At 46.6% G+C, this 16,609-nt stretch carries 14 protein-coding genes; 12 read left to right on the top strand and 2 right to left on the bottom strand.

Annotated elements, in window-relative coordinates:
* The first annotated feature begins 450 nt into the window (after positions 1 to 450).
* The 5 genes from ACVA6Q_RS07570 to ACVA6Q_RS07550 all read left to right on the top strand — a co-directional run bounded on the left by ACVA6Q_RS07570 (position 451) and on the right by ACVA6Q_RS07550 (position 6,606).
* A complete protein-coding gene (locus tag ACVA6Q_RS07570; RefSeq protein ID WP_429761499.1) occupies positions 451 to 1,656 on the top strand; it encodes a peptidoglycan DD-metalloendopeptidase family protein in 1,206 nt (401 codons plus the stop codon).
* Between the two features lie 73 nt (positions 1,657 to 1,729).
* A complete protein-coding gene (locus tag ACVA6Q_RS07565; protein ID WP_353498843.1) occupies positions 1,730 to 2,080 on the top strand; it encodes a hypothetical protein in 351 nt (116 codons plus the stop codon).
* Between the two features lie 125 nt (positions 2,081 to 2,205).
* Positions 2,206 to 3,567, top strand: coding sequence for a DUF1800 domain-containing protein (locus ACVA6Q_RS07560; protein ID WP_446647091.1), 1,362 nt, complete (start codon positions 2,206 to 2,208; stop codon positions 3,565 to 3,567).
* A 5-nt stretch (positions 3,568 to 3,572) separates the two neighbouring features.
* Positions 3,573 to 4,721 (top strand): DUF1501 domain-containing protein, encoded by a 1,149-nt coding sequence (locus ACVA6Q_RS07555; protein ID WP_446647090.1) that lies wholly within the window; start codon positions 3,573 to 3,575, stop codon positions 4,719 to 4,721.
* A gap of 301 nt (positions 4,722 to 5,022) precedes the next feature.
* Positions 5,023 to 6,606, top strand: coding sequence for an ATP-binding cassette domain-containing protein (locus ACVA6Q_RS07550; protein WP_418642571.1), 1,584 nt, complete (start codon positions 5,023 to 5,025; stop codon positions 6,604 to 6,606).
* Positions 6,607 to 6,682: 76 nt separating this feature from the next.
* Here ACVA6Q_RS07550 and ACVA6Q_RS07545 read toward each other — a convergent pair whose 3' ends face one another.
* Entirely contained in the window at positions 6,683 to 7,843 is a 1,161-nt protein-coding gene (locus ACVA6Q_RS07545; RefSeq protein ID WP_418642570.1) for an MFS transporter, read from the bottom strand.
* A 224-nt stretch (positions 7,844 to 8,067) separates the two neighbouring features.
* On the bottom strand, positions 8,068 to 8,781 hold the full coding sequence (locus ACVA6Q_RS07540) for a GntR family transcriptional regulator (RefSeq protein ID WP_042502617.1): 714 nt from the start codon (positions 8,779 to 8,781) through the stop codon (positions 8,068 to 8,070).
* Between the two features lie 269 nt (positions 8,782 to 9,050).
* Here ACVA6Q_RS07540 and ACVA6Q_RS07535 point away from each other — a divergent pair, with 269 nt between their 5' ends.
* The 7 genes from ACVA6Q_RS07535 to ACVA6Q_RS07505 all read left to right on the top strand — a co-directional run bounded on the left by ACVA6Q_RS07535 (position 9,051) and on the right by ACVA6Q_RS07505 (position 16,547).
* Positions 9,051 to 9,971, top strand: a complete 921-nt coding sequence (locus tag ACVA6Q_RS07535) for a siderophore ABC transporter substrate-binding protein (protein ID WP_446647089.1) — start codon at positions 9,051 to 9,053, stop codon at positions 9,969 to 9,971.
* 75 nt (positions 9,972 to 10,046) lie between these two features.
* Positions 10,047 to 11,006 (top strand): ABC transporter permease, encoded by a 960-nt coding sequence (locus ACVA6Q_RS07530; RefSeq protein WP_446647088.1) that lies wholly within the window; start codon positions 10,047 to 10,049, stop codon positions 11,004 to 11,006.
* Positions 10,999 to 11,949, top strand: a complete 951-nt coding sequence (locus ACVA6Q_RS07525; protein ID WP_418642568.1) for an iron chelate uptake ABC transporter family permease subunit — start codon at positions 10,999 to 11,001, stop codon at positions 11,947 to 11,949. Before ACVA6Q_RS07530 ends, ACVA6Q_RS07525 begins: the two co-directional genes overlap by 8 nt.
* An 11-nt stretch (positions 11,950 to 11,960) precedes the next feature.
* Complete coding sequence (locus ACVA6Q_RS07520) at positions 11,961 to 12,722, top strand: iron ABC transporter ATP-binding protein (protein ID WP_446647087.1); 762 nt, start codon at positions 11,961 to 11,963, stop codon at positions 12,720 to 12,722.
* A gap of 157 nt (positions 12,723 to 12,879) precedes the next feature.
* Entirely contained in the window at positions 12,880 to 14,004 is a 1,125-nt protein-coding gene (locus ACVA6Q_RS07515; RefSeq protein WP_446647086.1) for a multidrug effflux MFS transporter, read from the top strand.
* A gap of 114 nt (positions 14,005 to 14,118) precedes the next feature.
* Complete coding sequence (locus ACVA6Q_RS07510; RefSeq protein WP_446647085.1) at positions 14,119 to 14,895, top strand: AraC family transcriptional regulator; 777 nt, start codon at positions 14,119 to 14,121, stop codon at positions 14,893 to 14,895.
* 62 nt (positions 14,896 to 14,957) lie between these two features.
* Positions 14,958 to 16,547, top strand: a complete 1,590-nt coding sequence (locus ACVA6Q_RS07505; protein WP_446647084.1) for a tetratricopeptide repeat protein — start codon at positions 14,958 to 14,960, stop codon at positions 16,545 to 16,547.
* Positions 16,548 to 16,609 lie beyond the last annotated feature (62 nt).

Raw genomic sequence — 16,609 nt, 5'->3', positions numbered from 1 at the left:
TGACAATTCTATCATATCTAGGCAATCATATGGGGATGGATATGAATAGAAAGTGTAATTAAAGGCATTGATATGCTACAAATTCTGCGATAGAGCAAATGTTGAACGTCGCCAGAATTTTCACATAATTTGCCGATAAAGCTCTTCTTTCACGCAGTTCTACGCTGTTCAAGTAAATTCAAGCAGTTAGATAATCTTGGAACTGATGCCTGAAAAATGGGCGAGATTGAATAGATGACAAACGTCGCTTTTTTACACTCTCATCACATGTTTTACCTGACTTTTCCCGACATTTGGGTGCATTTAAAATAGGAAACGATTACTCTATTGGCTCAATTTACGACATGCATCGGAACCATTGTGCAATCGAATCAACCAGCAGGCGGATCAACCACGGCTAAGAATCCGTCTCGAAAACTCAAAACAAGCATCGCTTTTGGACTGCCTTTTATGGCAGCGTTTGCTTTTCTTCACAGCTTACCTGACTCAAATATGAAGGGTACCATTGATCTTAACCTCAATGATTCTCCAGTCGTTGCTGTGCTTTCTGAAGAACCGCCAAAAGCTGAATTGCCACCTAAATACGCTTACAAAGTAAAATCTGGTGATAGCCTAAGCCAGATCTTTGACCAACTGGGTTTTCCTTACAGTGACATGATGTCTGTAATGGAAACCGACTTGAACTTCCTTGTACTCGACACTTTAAGACCGGGCGACAGATTGCGCTTTTGGCAAAGTGAAGCGACCGGTACGCTAAGCAAACTTGAAGTTAGCCGTAGTGTCGCTGAAAAAGCAGTGTATGCTCGCTTAGATGATGGAAGCTACGAGTTCAAAGATATTTCGATCCCGGGTGAATGGGAAAGCGCCGCTATGGTTGGTAGTATCAACGGCAGCTTCTCTGCCTCTGCGAATAAACTCGGGCTTAACCCAAGAGAAATCGACCAAGTCGTGACCTTGCTAAAAGATAAGATCAGCTTCACGCGTGACTTGCGTGCTGGCGATCGCTTTGAAGTGGTGAAAAATAGCCAATTTGTCGATGGTACCCCAACTGGGAATTCGGAGATTCAAGCGATTAAGATCTTCAACCGCGGCGCGATGTACTCAGCTTATCTGCATACCAACGGTCAATACTACGATGCAAAAGGCGATAGTTTGCAGCGTGCGTTTATGCGTTATCCGGTGAAAAACCACCGCATTACTTCTGGCTTTAATCCAAATCGTCGTCACCCAGTGACCGGGCGTGTTTCTCCACATAATGGTACGGACTTTGGCGTTCGCACCGGTACCAATGTCTATACGACGGGTGATGGTGTTGTGGCTATGGTGCGCAATCACCCATACGCAGGTAAGTACGTGGTTGTGGATCATGGTGGTCCGTACAAAACGCGTTATCTTCACTTGAGTAAAATCTTAGTGAAGAAAGGACAGAAAGTGACACGAGGGACTCGAATTGGTTTATCTGGTGCAACAGGTCGAGTCACCGGTCCACATTTGCATTACGAGTTGATTTCCCGTGGAAGGCCAGTAAATGCTATGCGAGCTAACATTCCTATGGCAGACTCTGTCCCGAAAAACGAACTCAAGCAGTTTATCGCGCGTCGAGACGAACTGGACGCTATGCTTGAGAAACAAGAGACCAAACTGGCGAGCCTATAATCTCTAAGATTTTTAAGTGCTGCGGCTTGGTCTGCAAATAACACTTGGTCTGCAAATAATAACGGTGTAATGCATGCAACAATTAGAATTTCAGCTGCTGGTCATGCAGCTATGTGAGTTGAAAACACTTCCAGACGCATTGAGCAAGCTGAAAAGCTCTGAAAACCTAGAAGTCAAAGAAGCGGCAGAGAGCCTAACGGGTCAGTTCGCATTGGCGACAGTTGATGGTGAAGAGCGTATCTATCACGTATTTAACGACGTTGATGATAATGGTGAAGAGCAAGAGTACGCTGAGCACATCATGAACGAAGGTGACGACGTGATTAAGTTTGTCGCATGGTTCTTCGATGTGATGTTTGAAATCAAGCAAAGCGATACTTACAAGACAGCAGGTAAAACTTACCGTCAGCCAAAACGTTCGTAATCGTTAACTGATCAAACAGCAGCGGCGCTCAATAATGAGCGCCGCTGCTGTTTTTGCTGTTTGTGATTGGGCAATTTGGCGTGAATGTGCAATGCTTTTTGTATGCTCCCGTCATTGAGGTTGTCATGGAGAAATCACAGTCCGCACAATATATTGTCTCGCAGCGTTTTGGTTTTGGTCCAAGGGTGGGGGATGCAAAACTCGCCGCTTCACTCAATGACCAACTCAAGTCTCAGCCTTATGTGAACAAAGCAATCACGTCGCTGCCTACCACTGATGAGCTGCTTGCTCATATGGGTGATCTCAACCGTCGCCGAAAAGAATCTATGACGGAAGAAGAGAAAAAGCTGTTCACCAAATCGAACAATGCGTTTTTCCAAGAAAGCTATCAAGCATTGGCGACAGCTCGAAACCAGCAAACGTTAGCCACACCACTTGGATTTCAAGAGCGCCTTATCCAATTTTGGAGTAACCATTTCGCTGTATCTGCGGATAACCGCCGCATTCGACCTATTGCTGCTGGTATCGAAAATGAAGTGATTCGTGAGCTTTGGAATATCGATTTTCCATCGATGCTGCTTGCCGTGTGTCAGCACCCGACCATGCTGATCTATTTGGATAATCATCGTTCTATTGGTCCTGGATCCAAGGCGGGTCAAAAGCGCAATAAAGGACTCAATGAGAATCTCGCGCGAGAAATTTTGGAGTTGCATACTTTAGGAGTCGATGGCGGTTACTCCCAAAACGATGTCATAGAGTTAGCGCAAGGCCTAACGGGTTGGAGTGTCAGCTTCAAAGCAGCGCGTCCCGGCTATCAGTTTGTCGAGGACATGCATGAGTCGGGTGCCATCAACGTGCTTGGTCAGGTGTATGACCAAGCAGGTGAAGAGCAAGGCATCGCCTGTTTGCGCGACCTGGCTAACCATGAAAATACCGCAAGGCATTTGTGTCGCAAGCTGGTGGAGCATTTTTATGGTACTGGACACGCTTCTTTAATCGATGAGCTGACCAAGGTGTGGCTCGACAATCAAGGTATGCTGATCCCTGTATACCTCACGTTAATTAACTCACCACTGAAAAACAGTTCCGAGCAATTGCGCTTTCGCACGCCTCAAGAGTGGTATTTTTCAGTACTTCGCAGTGCCGATTTTGAGCCGAATCCAAGGCAAATGATTCAGCACCTGAGACTGTTAGGTCAGCAGCCCTTTATGTCTGGCTCGCCTGCGGGTTGGCCTGATAGCGATGCTGATTACAATTCTTCATCGGCGCTAAAGCAGCGCTGGCAAGTCGCGGATCAAACCGCCAAACTGGTTGTGAGGAAAATGGAGCGCAGCCAACAAAATGTCGATGACAAATTGATACAGATGATTCAAAGGCTGTATGGCAGTGAAGTTGATGAGCATGTTCTTACGGCGATAGACAAAGCGCAAGATCCTGTCTCCAAGCTTGTCGTGCTTTGGATGAGCCCACAGTTTCAATATAGGTAAAGACGATGACGACAAGACGAGATTTTATTAAAGGCGTTGGCGCGGCATCTCTGGTTGGTTTGCTGCCCAACTTATCGTTTGCTTCTACTCAATCACCTAACAAATTGGTTTGGATAACGCTACGTGGCGCTATGGATGGGTTGAATGTTGTAGTGCCAACCTTTGATGATGACTATTATGCGCTGCGCCCAAACATCGCGATAGCGAAAAGCGACCTTAACCCGCTCGATAAAGGTTTTGGCTTACACCCATCGCTAGTCAATGTTCATCAATGGTATCAACAAGGACAAGCGGCATTTGTCCATGCCAGTGCGACGAATTACCGACAGCGCTCTCACTTTGATGGTCAAAAAGTACTAGAAAATGGCACCTCCGATCCGTTCGATCCCATTGGCTGGATGAACCGTTATTTGGCAACGCAGAACTCTCAAGTAACGTCGCAGCAAGCAATTGCGATTGATGCGGGTATGCCGCTCATTGTGCGCGGTGATGTTAAAGTCAGTAGCTGGTTTCCACATAAACTCAAAGCTAAGCAGCAACAGGCAGATTTGCTTGCAGAGCTATTCCAAAATGATGAGGTGTTATCGGCCAACTTTGAAGATGCGATGAAACTTGAATCCATGACCTCAAGTGGCAACCAAAGCAAACAATTTGCAGGCTTAATGCGCCAAGCTGGAGAGTTTATGAGGGCACCTAACGGTCCCAATATTGCTGTACTAGAGCTAGGAGGGTGGGATACCCACTCTGCGCAAGGTACGGTCAAAGGCCGACTTAGCAATCAATTGAACAAGCTAGATAAAGGACTTGCTGCCCTCAAAGAGGCATTGGGCGAGCAGTGGTCATCGACCGTTATTATCGCTGCGAGTGAGTTTGGTCGCACCGTGGCAGAAAACGGAACCAAAGGCACCGATCATGGTACAGCCAACGCCATGTTTGTGCTTGGAGGCGCTTTGAAGAAATCTGAAGTTATCACCGAGTGGCCCGGACTCTCTGAAACACAGCGTTATCAAGGGCGTGATTTGGCCCCAACGACCGATACTCGCGCCGTGATTAAGACCGTGTTAAAACAGCATATGGGAGCAGATAGCACTGCTTTGACTCAAGTTTTTCCAGGCGCACCAGAGCCACTGGCTCTAAATGGTTTACTTGGCTAGTGAGCACTAGCGCTTTATTTGGCGATCCTGTTGGCAGTCTCGGATTTTGAGGCTGCCACCGTCGCTCAATTGTGTATAATCCTTCCCATCACTTCCTTAGGAGCGCACGCCTACATGAACAACTAACTCAATTTCGAACGTTTTATATAAGTAACTTTTGAAATCGCAGAGTTAGTGGGCGTTGGCTCGTTCTATATTTTTGTCTACTGATCATGGTATCGCTACTGGTCTAGACATCACTACTTATCACGACATTATTGTATGTGCTGCCATGCGTCTCATGCTCTGCCAAGGAGGATGTATGACTGCTATTCATGCTATTTCACTATCAAAACAATTTTTAGATGGACAAGAACTGTTTAACGAACTCTCGTTCACGATTCCATGCGGTGTTACCGCTCTAGTAGGGAAAAATGGATGTGGCAAAAGCCACTTAGCCTCAGTATTGGCTAAGCAATCTCAACCGACAAGCGGCAGTGTTGAGTGGGAAGGCGGCCTCAAGTCCGTGGGGGTTTACCTTCAAGAAGCATCGCCCGATGATTTTGAGTGCTCGATAGCCGCCTACTTAGGTGTTGAAGATAAGCTCGAAGCACTTAAACACATTTCTGAAGGGGCAACCGACAGTAAGTGGTTTGAACGTATTTCAGACTCAGACTGGCTGTTGGAGCAAGTACTTGCCGATTTAATGGAGACACTGCGACTCCCCAAAGATCTAAGCACTAAATTGAGCCGTTTAAGTGGAGGACAGAGAGCGATTATTAGGCTCTATCGTTTACTCCACCAAGAGCACGATGCTTGGATCCTCGATGAGCCCACCAATCATCTAGATGCAAAGCACATTAAATGGCTGGTAGCGACGCTACAGAAACGTCATGTGCCCATTTTAGTGATCAGTCATAACATCACTTTTTTGAATAACACGGATCGCATTTTAGAGCTCAACAGTTTGGGTATCACTTGTTTTGGCGGCGGTTTTCAAGGCTACCTTAAACAAAAAGAGGAGAAGATAGCTGCTATCAATAAGATGGCGAAAATGTTGGAGAAAGCCCGAAAAGTAAAGGTTGAGAGAGCCCAGCGCCGCGAAATAACCGCCCAAAGGCTCGCTAGTCGAGGAGAGAAGCAGCGAGCTTCAGGCAGTCAGCCCAAAATATTAATGGATGGTAAGAAGCAGGGCGCACAATTGGCAAATGCGGCAGTCAAAGCACAAAATGAGCGTCAAATGGCCGAACTTGACCAAAAGCTGCAGGATGTGAAATCACAGCTTGAGCAGTTCAAGCCACAAAAATGGTATACCTGCGAGGCTCAGTCTGGTGGGCGAGTGAAGGTGCATTTTGAAGACTTTAGCCACTCGCTCATCGAATCGGAGCCAATTAACCAGCAGATACTCTCCGGCGAGCATGTTTGGCTCAAAGGGGCTAATGGCTCTGGAAAATCCACCTTGTTGCGCCTGTTGGAGGGTGGCAATCATTCGAGCTTTGGTGGACATTTCACGGTAAATGGCGAGTGCTTCTATCTTGATCAGCATTTCTCCTTTTTAGACGCTGAGGTTTCTATGCTGGATATGGTCTGTCATCGCTGTGAAGCCTTGAACATACCCAAGGCACGAACGCTTTTGGCTGGCATTGGCTTTCGGCGTGAATCGGTGCATCAAAGCGTATCAGCGCTTAGCGGAGGAGAAAAAATGAAGCTCGCGATGTTGATCGCCTCGCACCAGTCACACACCTCAATTTTGCTGCTGGATGAGCCCGATAACCATCTTGATTTGGAGGCTAAACAGCAGTTGATTGGAGCAATTAATGGCTACCAAGGTACAGTGATCCTTGTTAGTCATGATGAAGGGTTCGTTGGACGATTGGTGATTGATAGAACCATCGAACTAAGTTGAATGTTGTGTCCCAAAGCGTTGTTTGCTAATAAACGAGTGAAATTGAAAAAGGGTCACGATTGTGACCCTTTTACTTCTATTCTCCCGCCACCAAGTGGTTTTTGGTGCGAATGCTTGCGATAAACATGTAGATCGCAGTCGCCATCATGGTTGCTAGCAAGTATGCCATTAACCCTTGTGTGCCATTCATAAACCAGTCTGCAATCACAGGGCCGGCTACTGAGCCAATGCTATAGCAGAAAAGCATCACTTGAGTCGCAGACACAATAAAGCTTTCATCAAGCTTGTCACAGCCAAGGTTAATCGCGATTGGGTAGAGCGCGAAGGTGGCCATACCAATCAAGAATAGGCTGATGGCAAGTACGCTCAAGTCATCGCTCAAAATCACTAAACCCACGCCAAACACACCGAGTAGGCAGAATAGACCCATTAGCGGTGTGCGCCCAGCGACTTTAATCAGTGCTGGAACAATCGTTTGTACTGCCATACCACCAAGAATGACCAATGCCATTAATGCACTTAGGTTGGTTTGTGACACGTCGCGGTGCGAAAGCTCTACTGGCATCAAACCGTAGATAGAGCCGAGTGTCAGACCCGATACGATACAACCAATAATGGCTGCGTGGTTCAGCTTTGCCACTTGCTTGAGTGAGAGAGTTGCTGAATGAGCGCTTTGTGGCTGCTGAGTCGGTACAAACATCAGCACTAGAATCGCAGCACTAAGCATAGATAGAATCACCACAAACGGCACGCTACCTTCGATTCCAATGAAACCGATGCCAAGCTGACCCAGAGCAGAGCCACCGTATAGTGAGCCCATGTATAGGCCTAGGCGTTTTGCTCGGCTTGACTCATCACCCACGAGTAACCATGACTCAACAATGACAAATACGCCTGCAACCGCGATACCCGCAACAAAACGTGCTACCAGCCATGCCCAAGCGATAGAGACAAGCGGCAATACAACGATGGTTGCGATAAATAGCACCAAGCAAGCAATAAATGCGATACGGTGACCCACGTGTTTAACCGCAGGCTCAATAATCACAGCGCCAACTAATAGACCCGCATAAAACACACTTGCGAGCCAACTTGCGTTGCTTGCATCTATGCCATATTGATTGAGCATCAACGGGATCAAGCTCATTAGATAGCCTGATGCCACAGCATAGAGTGATAGCGCAATAACAGGAACTTTAAAGCCAGTTTTTACTGCGAAATCAGTTGTGTTTTCCACTCGCGGAGCCTCCAAATTTAGTCGTGGGGAATCAAAAAATGTAAGATTTGATGAAGTTTTCGCCGCGACTATGAGGCTTTAGGGGAGGTGAGTAAAACGAAAAAAAATGACCTTGACGACAAAGAATGCTTATCGTCAATGTGAGCAAATTTGCTAGTTAAAATGAGGGTTATCGACGCTGAAATAAGGCCTTATTTCAGCGTGTATGTGGAGGAGCACGGACGTTAAACTTTAAAGAAGTTAGTGGCGAACTTATAGCTCTCCCAGCGATGTTTTACATTCGAATACTCAAAAATCTCGCCGTCATCGAGATATACCACCTGCTCAACGTTGACGAGTGGCTCACCCTCAGAGATTCCAAATTCCTTGGCGTAAAACTGACTCGCTTTGACCACGGTAATTTCCATCGTCGAACTGTGTATCTTTAGGCCAAGTTTATTGGTGATGAAGCTGTAGATGGAGTCCTCTGCGTGCTCACGTTTTAGACCCAAAATGATACTGATCGGCATATAGGTTTCTTCTAGCGAAGAGGCGATGCCGTCAATGATGCGCAGTCGGGTGGTGTTATAGAGCATGTCTTCTACATCACAGTTAAGACGCTTGGCAACATGCTCATCGGCCGGCACTACCTGAAATTCGAGTACTTTAGTCTCAACGGACTGACCATTAGCGAGGACATTGGCTTTGGTGCCATGTAAGTGAGCGTAGCTTGCATTACCCAGCGGTCTTTTAACAAACGACCCCGAACCTCGCTTTCTAACGACCAAACCTTCTGTGACCAGTATATCTAGCGCTTTTTTTATCGTCAGTTCACTACAGCCGAACTCTTCGGCCAACTCACTACCACCAGGCAGTTTTTGTGTTGTGGAGTATTGCCCACTCAAAATGCGCTGCTTGATCGATTGGTAGATATCGGAGTATTTCGCTTTGGTGGTCATAGTGTCGCGCTGTCTATAAGTCGATGATTTTCGACATAGTATGACAAAACGCGCAGGAGTAAAAACAATAGCGATGATTTAACGGCGTTTTGGAGAGATCGGCGCAAGACTTCTAGGAAGAGGCGAGCTACAGGTGCTTCTAGATCAGAGGATTATTGAGCTAGGACAATAAAATCACTATTGATTATGAAAATGATATTGATTCCTATTTTACAGTAAGTGATAATGAGCGGGTTAACTATAACCATAAAGTATATAAGGAAATCGGAATGAGTCAGTCCTTTGGTTTCGTCAAGCGTTTGGCGCTAACCCTTACCGCAAGTCTAGCTTTGGCCGCTCAGGCCAGTGCAGTTACTATTCAGCATTTTAAAGGCACCAGTGAGTTTGATGGCACACCAAAGCGTGTCGTTGTACTGGGCAATGGTAGTCTAGACGTGTTAGACCGTATTGGTGTGAAACCTGTAGGCGCGCCTCACTCACTGCTTCCAGAATACCTAGCTGACTACAAACAAACGACAGGCAACACAGGCTCTGTCGGTGAGCCGGATTTTGAAGCCATCTTTACCTTAAAGCCTGACGTAATCATCGCAGAAAATCGCATGCTTCGCGTATACGATGATCTTAACCAGATTGCACCTACCGTCATGTTCTACGTTGATAACGGTCAGTACTGGCAAGACGCGCAAGCAAACTGGCGTATGCTAGGTAAGCTGTTTGACAAACAAGACGAAGTGGAAGCGCTTATCGCTGAAACTCAGCAGCAACTAGACAACGCATCATCTAAAGTGGCGAAGCAAAACCTAAATGCGCTAATGCTAATGAATAATGGCAGCAACGTCGCCATGTTCAATAAAGGTAGCCGCTTCTCAATTGTGTTTGATGATTTTGGTTTTGCAGAGTCTAGCAGCAAAAACGTCGCACCAATTGAAGGCTCGCACGGTAATCTTATTTCATTCGAATATGTTGCAGATGCTCAGCCAGAAGTTATCTTCATTCTTGACCGCGAACAAGCGATTGGCCGCAGTACTGGTAAGGCGAAAGAGCTGTTCAACAACCCGTTAGTGGATTCAACACCAGCGTCGAAAAACAACAAGATTGTCTATATCGATCCAAACGCCTGGTATATCTCGGGTGGCGGTGTAACCGCAACGCAAACCATGATCAGTGATATCGACAAAGCATTGAACTAATTTGTTATTCATTAAAAGTCTCTGCTAACTAGCAGAGACTTTTCTCGTTAAGTATCTTATTAGCCCATCGTTGTAATGACCATTCATAAAACCATTTTGGCGACTGCTCTGCTTATTGTATTGGCCGTCTGCTCCCTAGTTCTTGGCGCTGCTTCCGTTTCACTGGCCGACTTGTTTCGTGGTGATGAGCATGCCTATTCCATCTATGTCGTCAGCCGCGTTCCTAGATTGCTTGCCATCATTCTTGCCGGTGCCGGTTTAAGTGTCGCGGGTCTCATCATGCAGCAAATCGTGCAGAACCGTTTCGCGTCACCTTCGACAACGGGTACTATTGATTGTGCGCTGCTTGGCTACGTTGTTGGGCTAATTTTCCTTGGCGGTGCTAGCCAATGGGTACACTTAGGTGCCATCTTCTTTTTCGCCGTCGCAGGTACGTTGATTTTTGTACGCTTCTTGCAAAGGCTGCAGTTTAAGAACGCAGTTCTAGTGCCGCTTATCGGTATCATGTATGGCAACGTGATCTCTGCACTTACCACTTTCATTGCCTATAAGTATGACTTGGTGCAAACCATGTCGTCGTGGACGGTGGCGAACTTCGCCAGTGTGCTGCAAGGCAACTATGAGATCCTGTATCTAGGAGTACCAGCCTGCTTACTGGCTTACTTTTATGCCCGACAGTTTAGCGCGGCGAGTGTCGGTGAGAGCTTTGCAAAGAACATCGGCCTCGATTATCAGAAGATAGTCTTTATTGGCGTCATTTTAGTAGCGGTAAGCTCGTCCACTGTAGTCATGATTGTCGGCGTTATCCCATTCCTTGGTCTTATCGTGCCTAACATCGTGTCGCTATTTATGGGCGACAACATGAAGCGGATCTTGCCTTGGACTGCTTACTGGGGCGTTATCTTGGTGCTCGCATGTGACATTTTAGGTCGCTTGATTATTTTCCCTTATGAAATGCCTATCTCGATGATCATCAGTATTTTCGGTGGTGCGGTGTTCATTTATCTGGTGTTAAGGGAGAAACGCAATGCGTGATTCGTTAAAAGTCTCCTTACTCATCGCTGGGTGCGTTGCCATTATTGCTTGGTTTATAGGTCAAGGGCTGACAGCGGATAACTATCAGTTTTTCCTATCACGCCGTATACCAAAAGTGTTGGCGATTGTCCTAGCAGCCGTAGCGATTTCTGCTTCTTCTTTGGTGTTCCAAACCATCACCAACAACCGCATTCTAACGCCATCTATATTGGGTTTTGATAGTTTGTATCTGATGGTGCAAGTACTGATGGTGGTCATTCTTGGCAGTACCAGTTTTTGGGTAATTCACGCAATGAGCAACTTTTTGCTTTCAACCTGTGTGATGATTGGCTTCTCATTATTGCTGTTTCATTTCTACTTTAAGCGCAAAGACAGCAATGTGTTCACGCTATTGTTGATTGGTATTGTCTGTGGCAGCTTGTTTAGCAGTGTGACCGGCTTTTTGACCATGCTGGTTGACCCCAATGAATTCGCGAGCATTCAAAACTCCATGTTCGCGAGCTTTAACAACGTGAATGCCAAATTGGTCTACTGGAGCCTAGTCCCACTCTCACTTTGCTTAGCAATTCTGTTTTACTACGCTCCAAAGCTAGATGTACTTTGGCTAGGGACAGATAACGCAACAAGCCTTGGTGTGAATACTCAGCAGCTCACTCAGCGAGTGATGATCCTAATTACCATCATGATTGCCATTTCTACGGCGTTGGTGGGGCCTGTGCTGTTCTTTGGTTTGATTACGGTAAGTTTAACTCGTGAGATCTTCAGAAATTATCAGCACCGTTTTCTCATGATTGCGAGCAGCCTACTGGCGGTATTTCTGCTGGTGACGGGTCAGTGGTTTGTTGAAAAGGTATTGGCGTTCGAAACCACGATCAGCGTGATCATCAATCTCGTCGGTGGTTCCTACTTCCTGTTCTTATTGTTAAGAAACAGAATTAATTAAGAGGTTTAACAGTGATTAAGTTAACAGGTCTAAGTAAAAAGTACGGCAAAACCTTCGTTGTACAAGATGCAGATGCACTTTTCCCGAAAGGAGAAGTGACCTCGATTATTGGTCCTAACGGTGCAGGTAAAAGTACGCTGTTGTCGATGGCGAGTCGCCTAACAGAGAGCGATGCGGGTGAAGTCGTGATTGGTGATAAGCTGCTAGCGCAATGGGATACCAAAGAGTTGGCAAAACACCTCGCCGTGCTTCGTCAATCTAACAACATCAATATGCGTTTTACCATTCGTGAGTTGGTGTCTTTTGGTCGCTTTCCACATTCTGGTGGACGTCTAACGGCAGAAGACAATGAGATCATTGACCAGGCTCTCGGCCATTTAGGGATTGAAGAGATCCAACATAAGTACCTCGACCAGCTTAGTGGCGGTCAGCGTCAAATGGCGTTTATCGCCATGGTAGTGGCGCAAGATACTGACTATGTGTTCTTGGATGAGCCTTTAAACAACCTTGATATCAAACACTCAGTCGAAATCATGCACACGCTTCGCCGTCTCGCGCACGATTTCAATAAGGCTGTGGTGATTGTTATTCACGACATTAATTTTGCGTCTTGCTACTCGGATAACATCGTAGCGATGAAGAAAGGCAAGGTCATCAAATCGGGCAAAGTCGATGAAGTGGTTCAGCAGGAAACCATGGAAGCCATCTACGAGATCCCGTTTGATATACGTGAGGTCGATGGGCGTAAGGTCTGTCTCTACTTCAATAGTTAGTTTTGACTGTGAACCAATGAAGGAGCCTAAAGGGCTCCTTTTTTATGGTCGCTACATTTGTCTCTATTTTGATATTTATTGTATTTATGTTGATAACGGGAAGATCGATTGCCACTTCATAATGTGTCCCATGTTAAAGATTAACGAGGACACAAAAATGAATACGAAACCTTCTTTGTGGCTGATGGTTGTGATGCTGATGTTTCCCCAAATTGTGGAAACCATTTACAGCCCAGCGCTAGGTTCAATTGCACAGTCGTTCGCGGTGAGTTATGCGCAGGCTGCTCAAACGCTATCGATTTACTTTTCAGCATTTGCCGTTGGTGTGGTGGTTTGGGGTGTGTTGGCCGATAAGTGGGGCAGACGTCCGACGATGCTGTTAGGCCTTCTTATCTATGGCGCAGCAGCCTTATTGGCGATGCAGACAGACAATTTTACCACTGTAATGATGGCGCGTGCTGTGAGTGCATTTGGTATTGCTGTCGGCTCCGTTGTTACACAAACCATGCTGCGCGATGTGTTTCGCGGAGAAGAGCTAGGCAAAGTGTTTAGCTTAATGGGGATGGGCATTTCTATTAGCCCGGTTGTAGGCATGTTGCTCGGTGGCCAGCTATCGCAAGCTGGTGGCTACCAATATGTGTTTCTAACGTTGTTTGTTATGGCTCTTGGACTGTTCGTTTATAACCTATTCAAGCTACCGGAAACACAGCAGCAAAAACAGCCACTGCAACTTGCGGGTTTAAGTGTGCGCATGATCAAAGATGCAACGATCTGGCAATCTGCGCTGTTGGTCGCGCTTTATAACATCGCGTTATTCTCCTATTACCAATTAGGGGCATTTCGTTTTGCCGAACTCGGCTTTAATGCAGAGCAATTTGGTTATAGCGGCGTTATATTGGGCGTGGGCACCTTAATGGGAAGCTATTTGAACAAAGCATTGTTATCAAAAGGCTTGTCTCAGTGGTTACTGCTGTGTGTATCAGCGGTACTGCTAACGCTCGGTTCCGTGGGCGTTTATGCTTTGCTTGGCTCGATTTGGTTTGTTGCGCCAATGATGCTGGTTGTTATGTCATTTGGTATTGCGATTCCAAATGTACTGAGTACTGCACTGACGGAGTACAAACAGCAAGCGGGCAGTGCTGGTGCGTTGCTTGGGCTGATGTACTACCTAATGATAGGCGCAGGGCTCGGTCTTGCTGGCGCTATTCAGAATCTAGGCGTGGTGTTACTCGCTTGTAGTGCGGTGGCCTTGTTAGTGACATTGAGCGCTAAAAGGTTGTGATTTGACGGTCTCTTTACTTAGTGAAGAGGCCGTTTTTTGTTGATGCGTAATTTTGGCAATTGCTGTTTAAGTCGTTAATATTAATTGAACTTTGGATAAAACGAGTGAGGATGCATGGCGATCATTGATGCGAACAGTCAGTTTGATGCAGATAGCATTGATAACCAAGTTGTCGGTATTGCTGCCATGGTTGGAACGCATGATTCTGGTATGCATCGTCATCATAAACATCAATTACTCTTTGCCGCTTCAGGCTGTATGTCGATTTCTCTTGATGGAGCCAAGTGCATCCTACCGCCGACACGTGCTGCGTGGATCCCTGCAGGCGTAGAGCACTATGCAAGAATGAGCAATGTGGTCGCTTATCGTTCGCTCTATTTTGATGTCGATATTTGCACATCGGCGCCAGAAGCAGTCTCCGTATTCTCAATTAACCCCTTACTTCGAGAACTCATCGAACGCATGGCATTCTGGGCATGGGATAAACCGACTGCAGAGCAAACTCACATGACAGCGCTGTTTTTTGAAGAGCTTCAAGCCGCACCAAAAGAAGAGTTGGCATTGCCCCTTCCCAATGATAGAAGGCTGTCTAATTGGTTAGATGGTGTGCTGAGTCAAGGCTACTTGCCTCAGCCTCTCAATCAAGTTGCTAATACGGTTGGAGCCAGCGCTAAAACCGTCACGCGTATTTTTAGTAAGGAGACGGGCATGCCGTATCAATCATGGCGCCAGCAATGGCGTTTACTCATGGCGATCCAGTCACTTTCGGAGGGAAACAGTGTTGCGGATACGGCAGCTTCACTCGATTTCTCCAGTGATAGTGCATTTGTGGCTTTTTTTCGTCAGCAGACTGGAGAGACTCCGGGCAAATACATCATTGAAGGCCGCTAGATTTGGAAACACCTCGCTAGGTGATAAACTAGTAAACACAAAGCACTTTAGTTCGAGTAAGTATGCCAAGCACCGAGCCTATACCCAAGCCCATCACGGAGCAGCAAGTTCAGACCACCTTAGAGAAGATCGTTGTCTTCCCTCCGTTCTATTCGTCGCCCAAACTGGTGGCGTTTTTACGTTACGTTGTGGAGCAAACGCTGGCAGGCCAAGGTAGTCAACTTACTCAATATTCAATCGCGACAGATCTGTTTGAAAAGCCGGCGAGCTTTAACCCTTCTTCGGATCCTATGGTTCGTATGCTGGCAACGAAATTACGCAAGCTGCTGACCGCTTTTTATGAAAGCAACAACGACAGTGAGCTTATTGTCATCTCCTTGCCTAAGCGCAATTACATGCCAGAGTTTGCAGTAAAAGAGAGCACCGAGCCTTCGCCACTTATCCCAAATATCAACTATCCGACTCTCGTGGTTCAGCCTTTTGCGATGACCTTGCAAGACCCGATCTGCAATGAAGTAGCATTGTCGCTACAAGAAGAACTTAGTTATGCACTGGGCTTGTTTGAGCAGCTAGCAGTGATATCGCCGCTGCGGGTGCAAGAAATGGCGGGAGGTTCACTGTCGTTAAGTGAGTTTCGCGACAAGCTAGGCGCACGCTACGTTGTGTCTGGATCAGTGCGCCGTGCGGGTGAGTCATTGCGTGTAACAGTCGCACTCAATGAGACAGAGCACGGCCTGCAAATCTGGAGTGAGCGATTTGTTTTGGTGGTTACTAGTGAGGATGTGCTCGGCGACCAACTCACGGTGGTGCAACGTATTGCTACCAAAATGGCGTCTTCCTATGGCGTGATATCGATGCATGAATTTCAGCGTGTTAAACAGCAAGACTCGGTCTCACTCAACGACTATCAAGCGCGTCTCTATTATTTGGAGTACCTGACCAAAATGAGTCAGGAGCGCCTACAAGATATGATTACACTCTATCAACAGTTGGTCGCTGGTCGATACGCCAATGATGCGAGAACCTTGGCTACGTTAGCTCAGCTTTATTGTGACGCCTTACTCTTTGGCATGATGAGCTATGACGAGGTGATTGAGCGCTGCGAAAAGTTGGTCTCGAAAGCGTTGGATTATGCCCCGCGTGATGGCGAAGTGATGTTGGCTCAAGCTTGGTGGGCATTGCTGACAAACAATCCGCAGAAAGTCAGCGGCTGTGCTGAGCGTATTATTCAGCTTAATCCTAACTCTCATTACACTATCGGCGCGGTGGGTTGGCTAGTGTGCTTGTCGGGCAATTTTGATTACGGCATCAAGATTTTGACCAATCTGCTGGGCAAGGATGATTATTTCCCAATCTGGCTTAAGCTAAGTCAAGCGTTGAACGCCATTCGTCAACAAGACAATGAAGCCGCGTTGCAAAGCCTCGATTTGTTCTATGTAGAAGGAAATGTGCTTCAGACCACGCTACTTGCTTTGATTTATCAGGTCGCAGGCCAAGAAGAGACGGCTAGGCAATATTGGAGCGAGGCTAAACAAAGCGTGATAGACATCGACGCCATCGCAGCGCAGCAACTTGATGTCATGATACTTGATAATTCCCTTCGCGCGACGTTAGAGCATGCCAGATTAAGCTTGGCCAATATCACAGACTAGCGCTTTTAAGTCGTTCACCATTTTTTGTACTTGGTACGACAGTTAATGTCCCTAATTACTCA

Source organism: Vibrio sp. DNB22_10_4 (assembly GCF_052879755.1).
The sequence above is the reverse complement of the archived record's forward strand: the minus strand, read 5'-3'. Positions and strand labels throughout refer to the sequence as shown.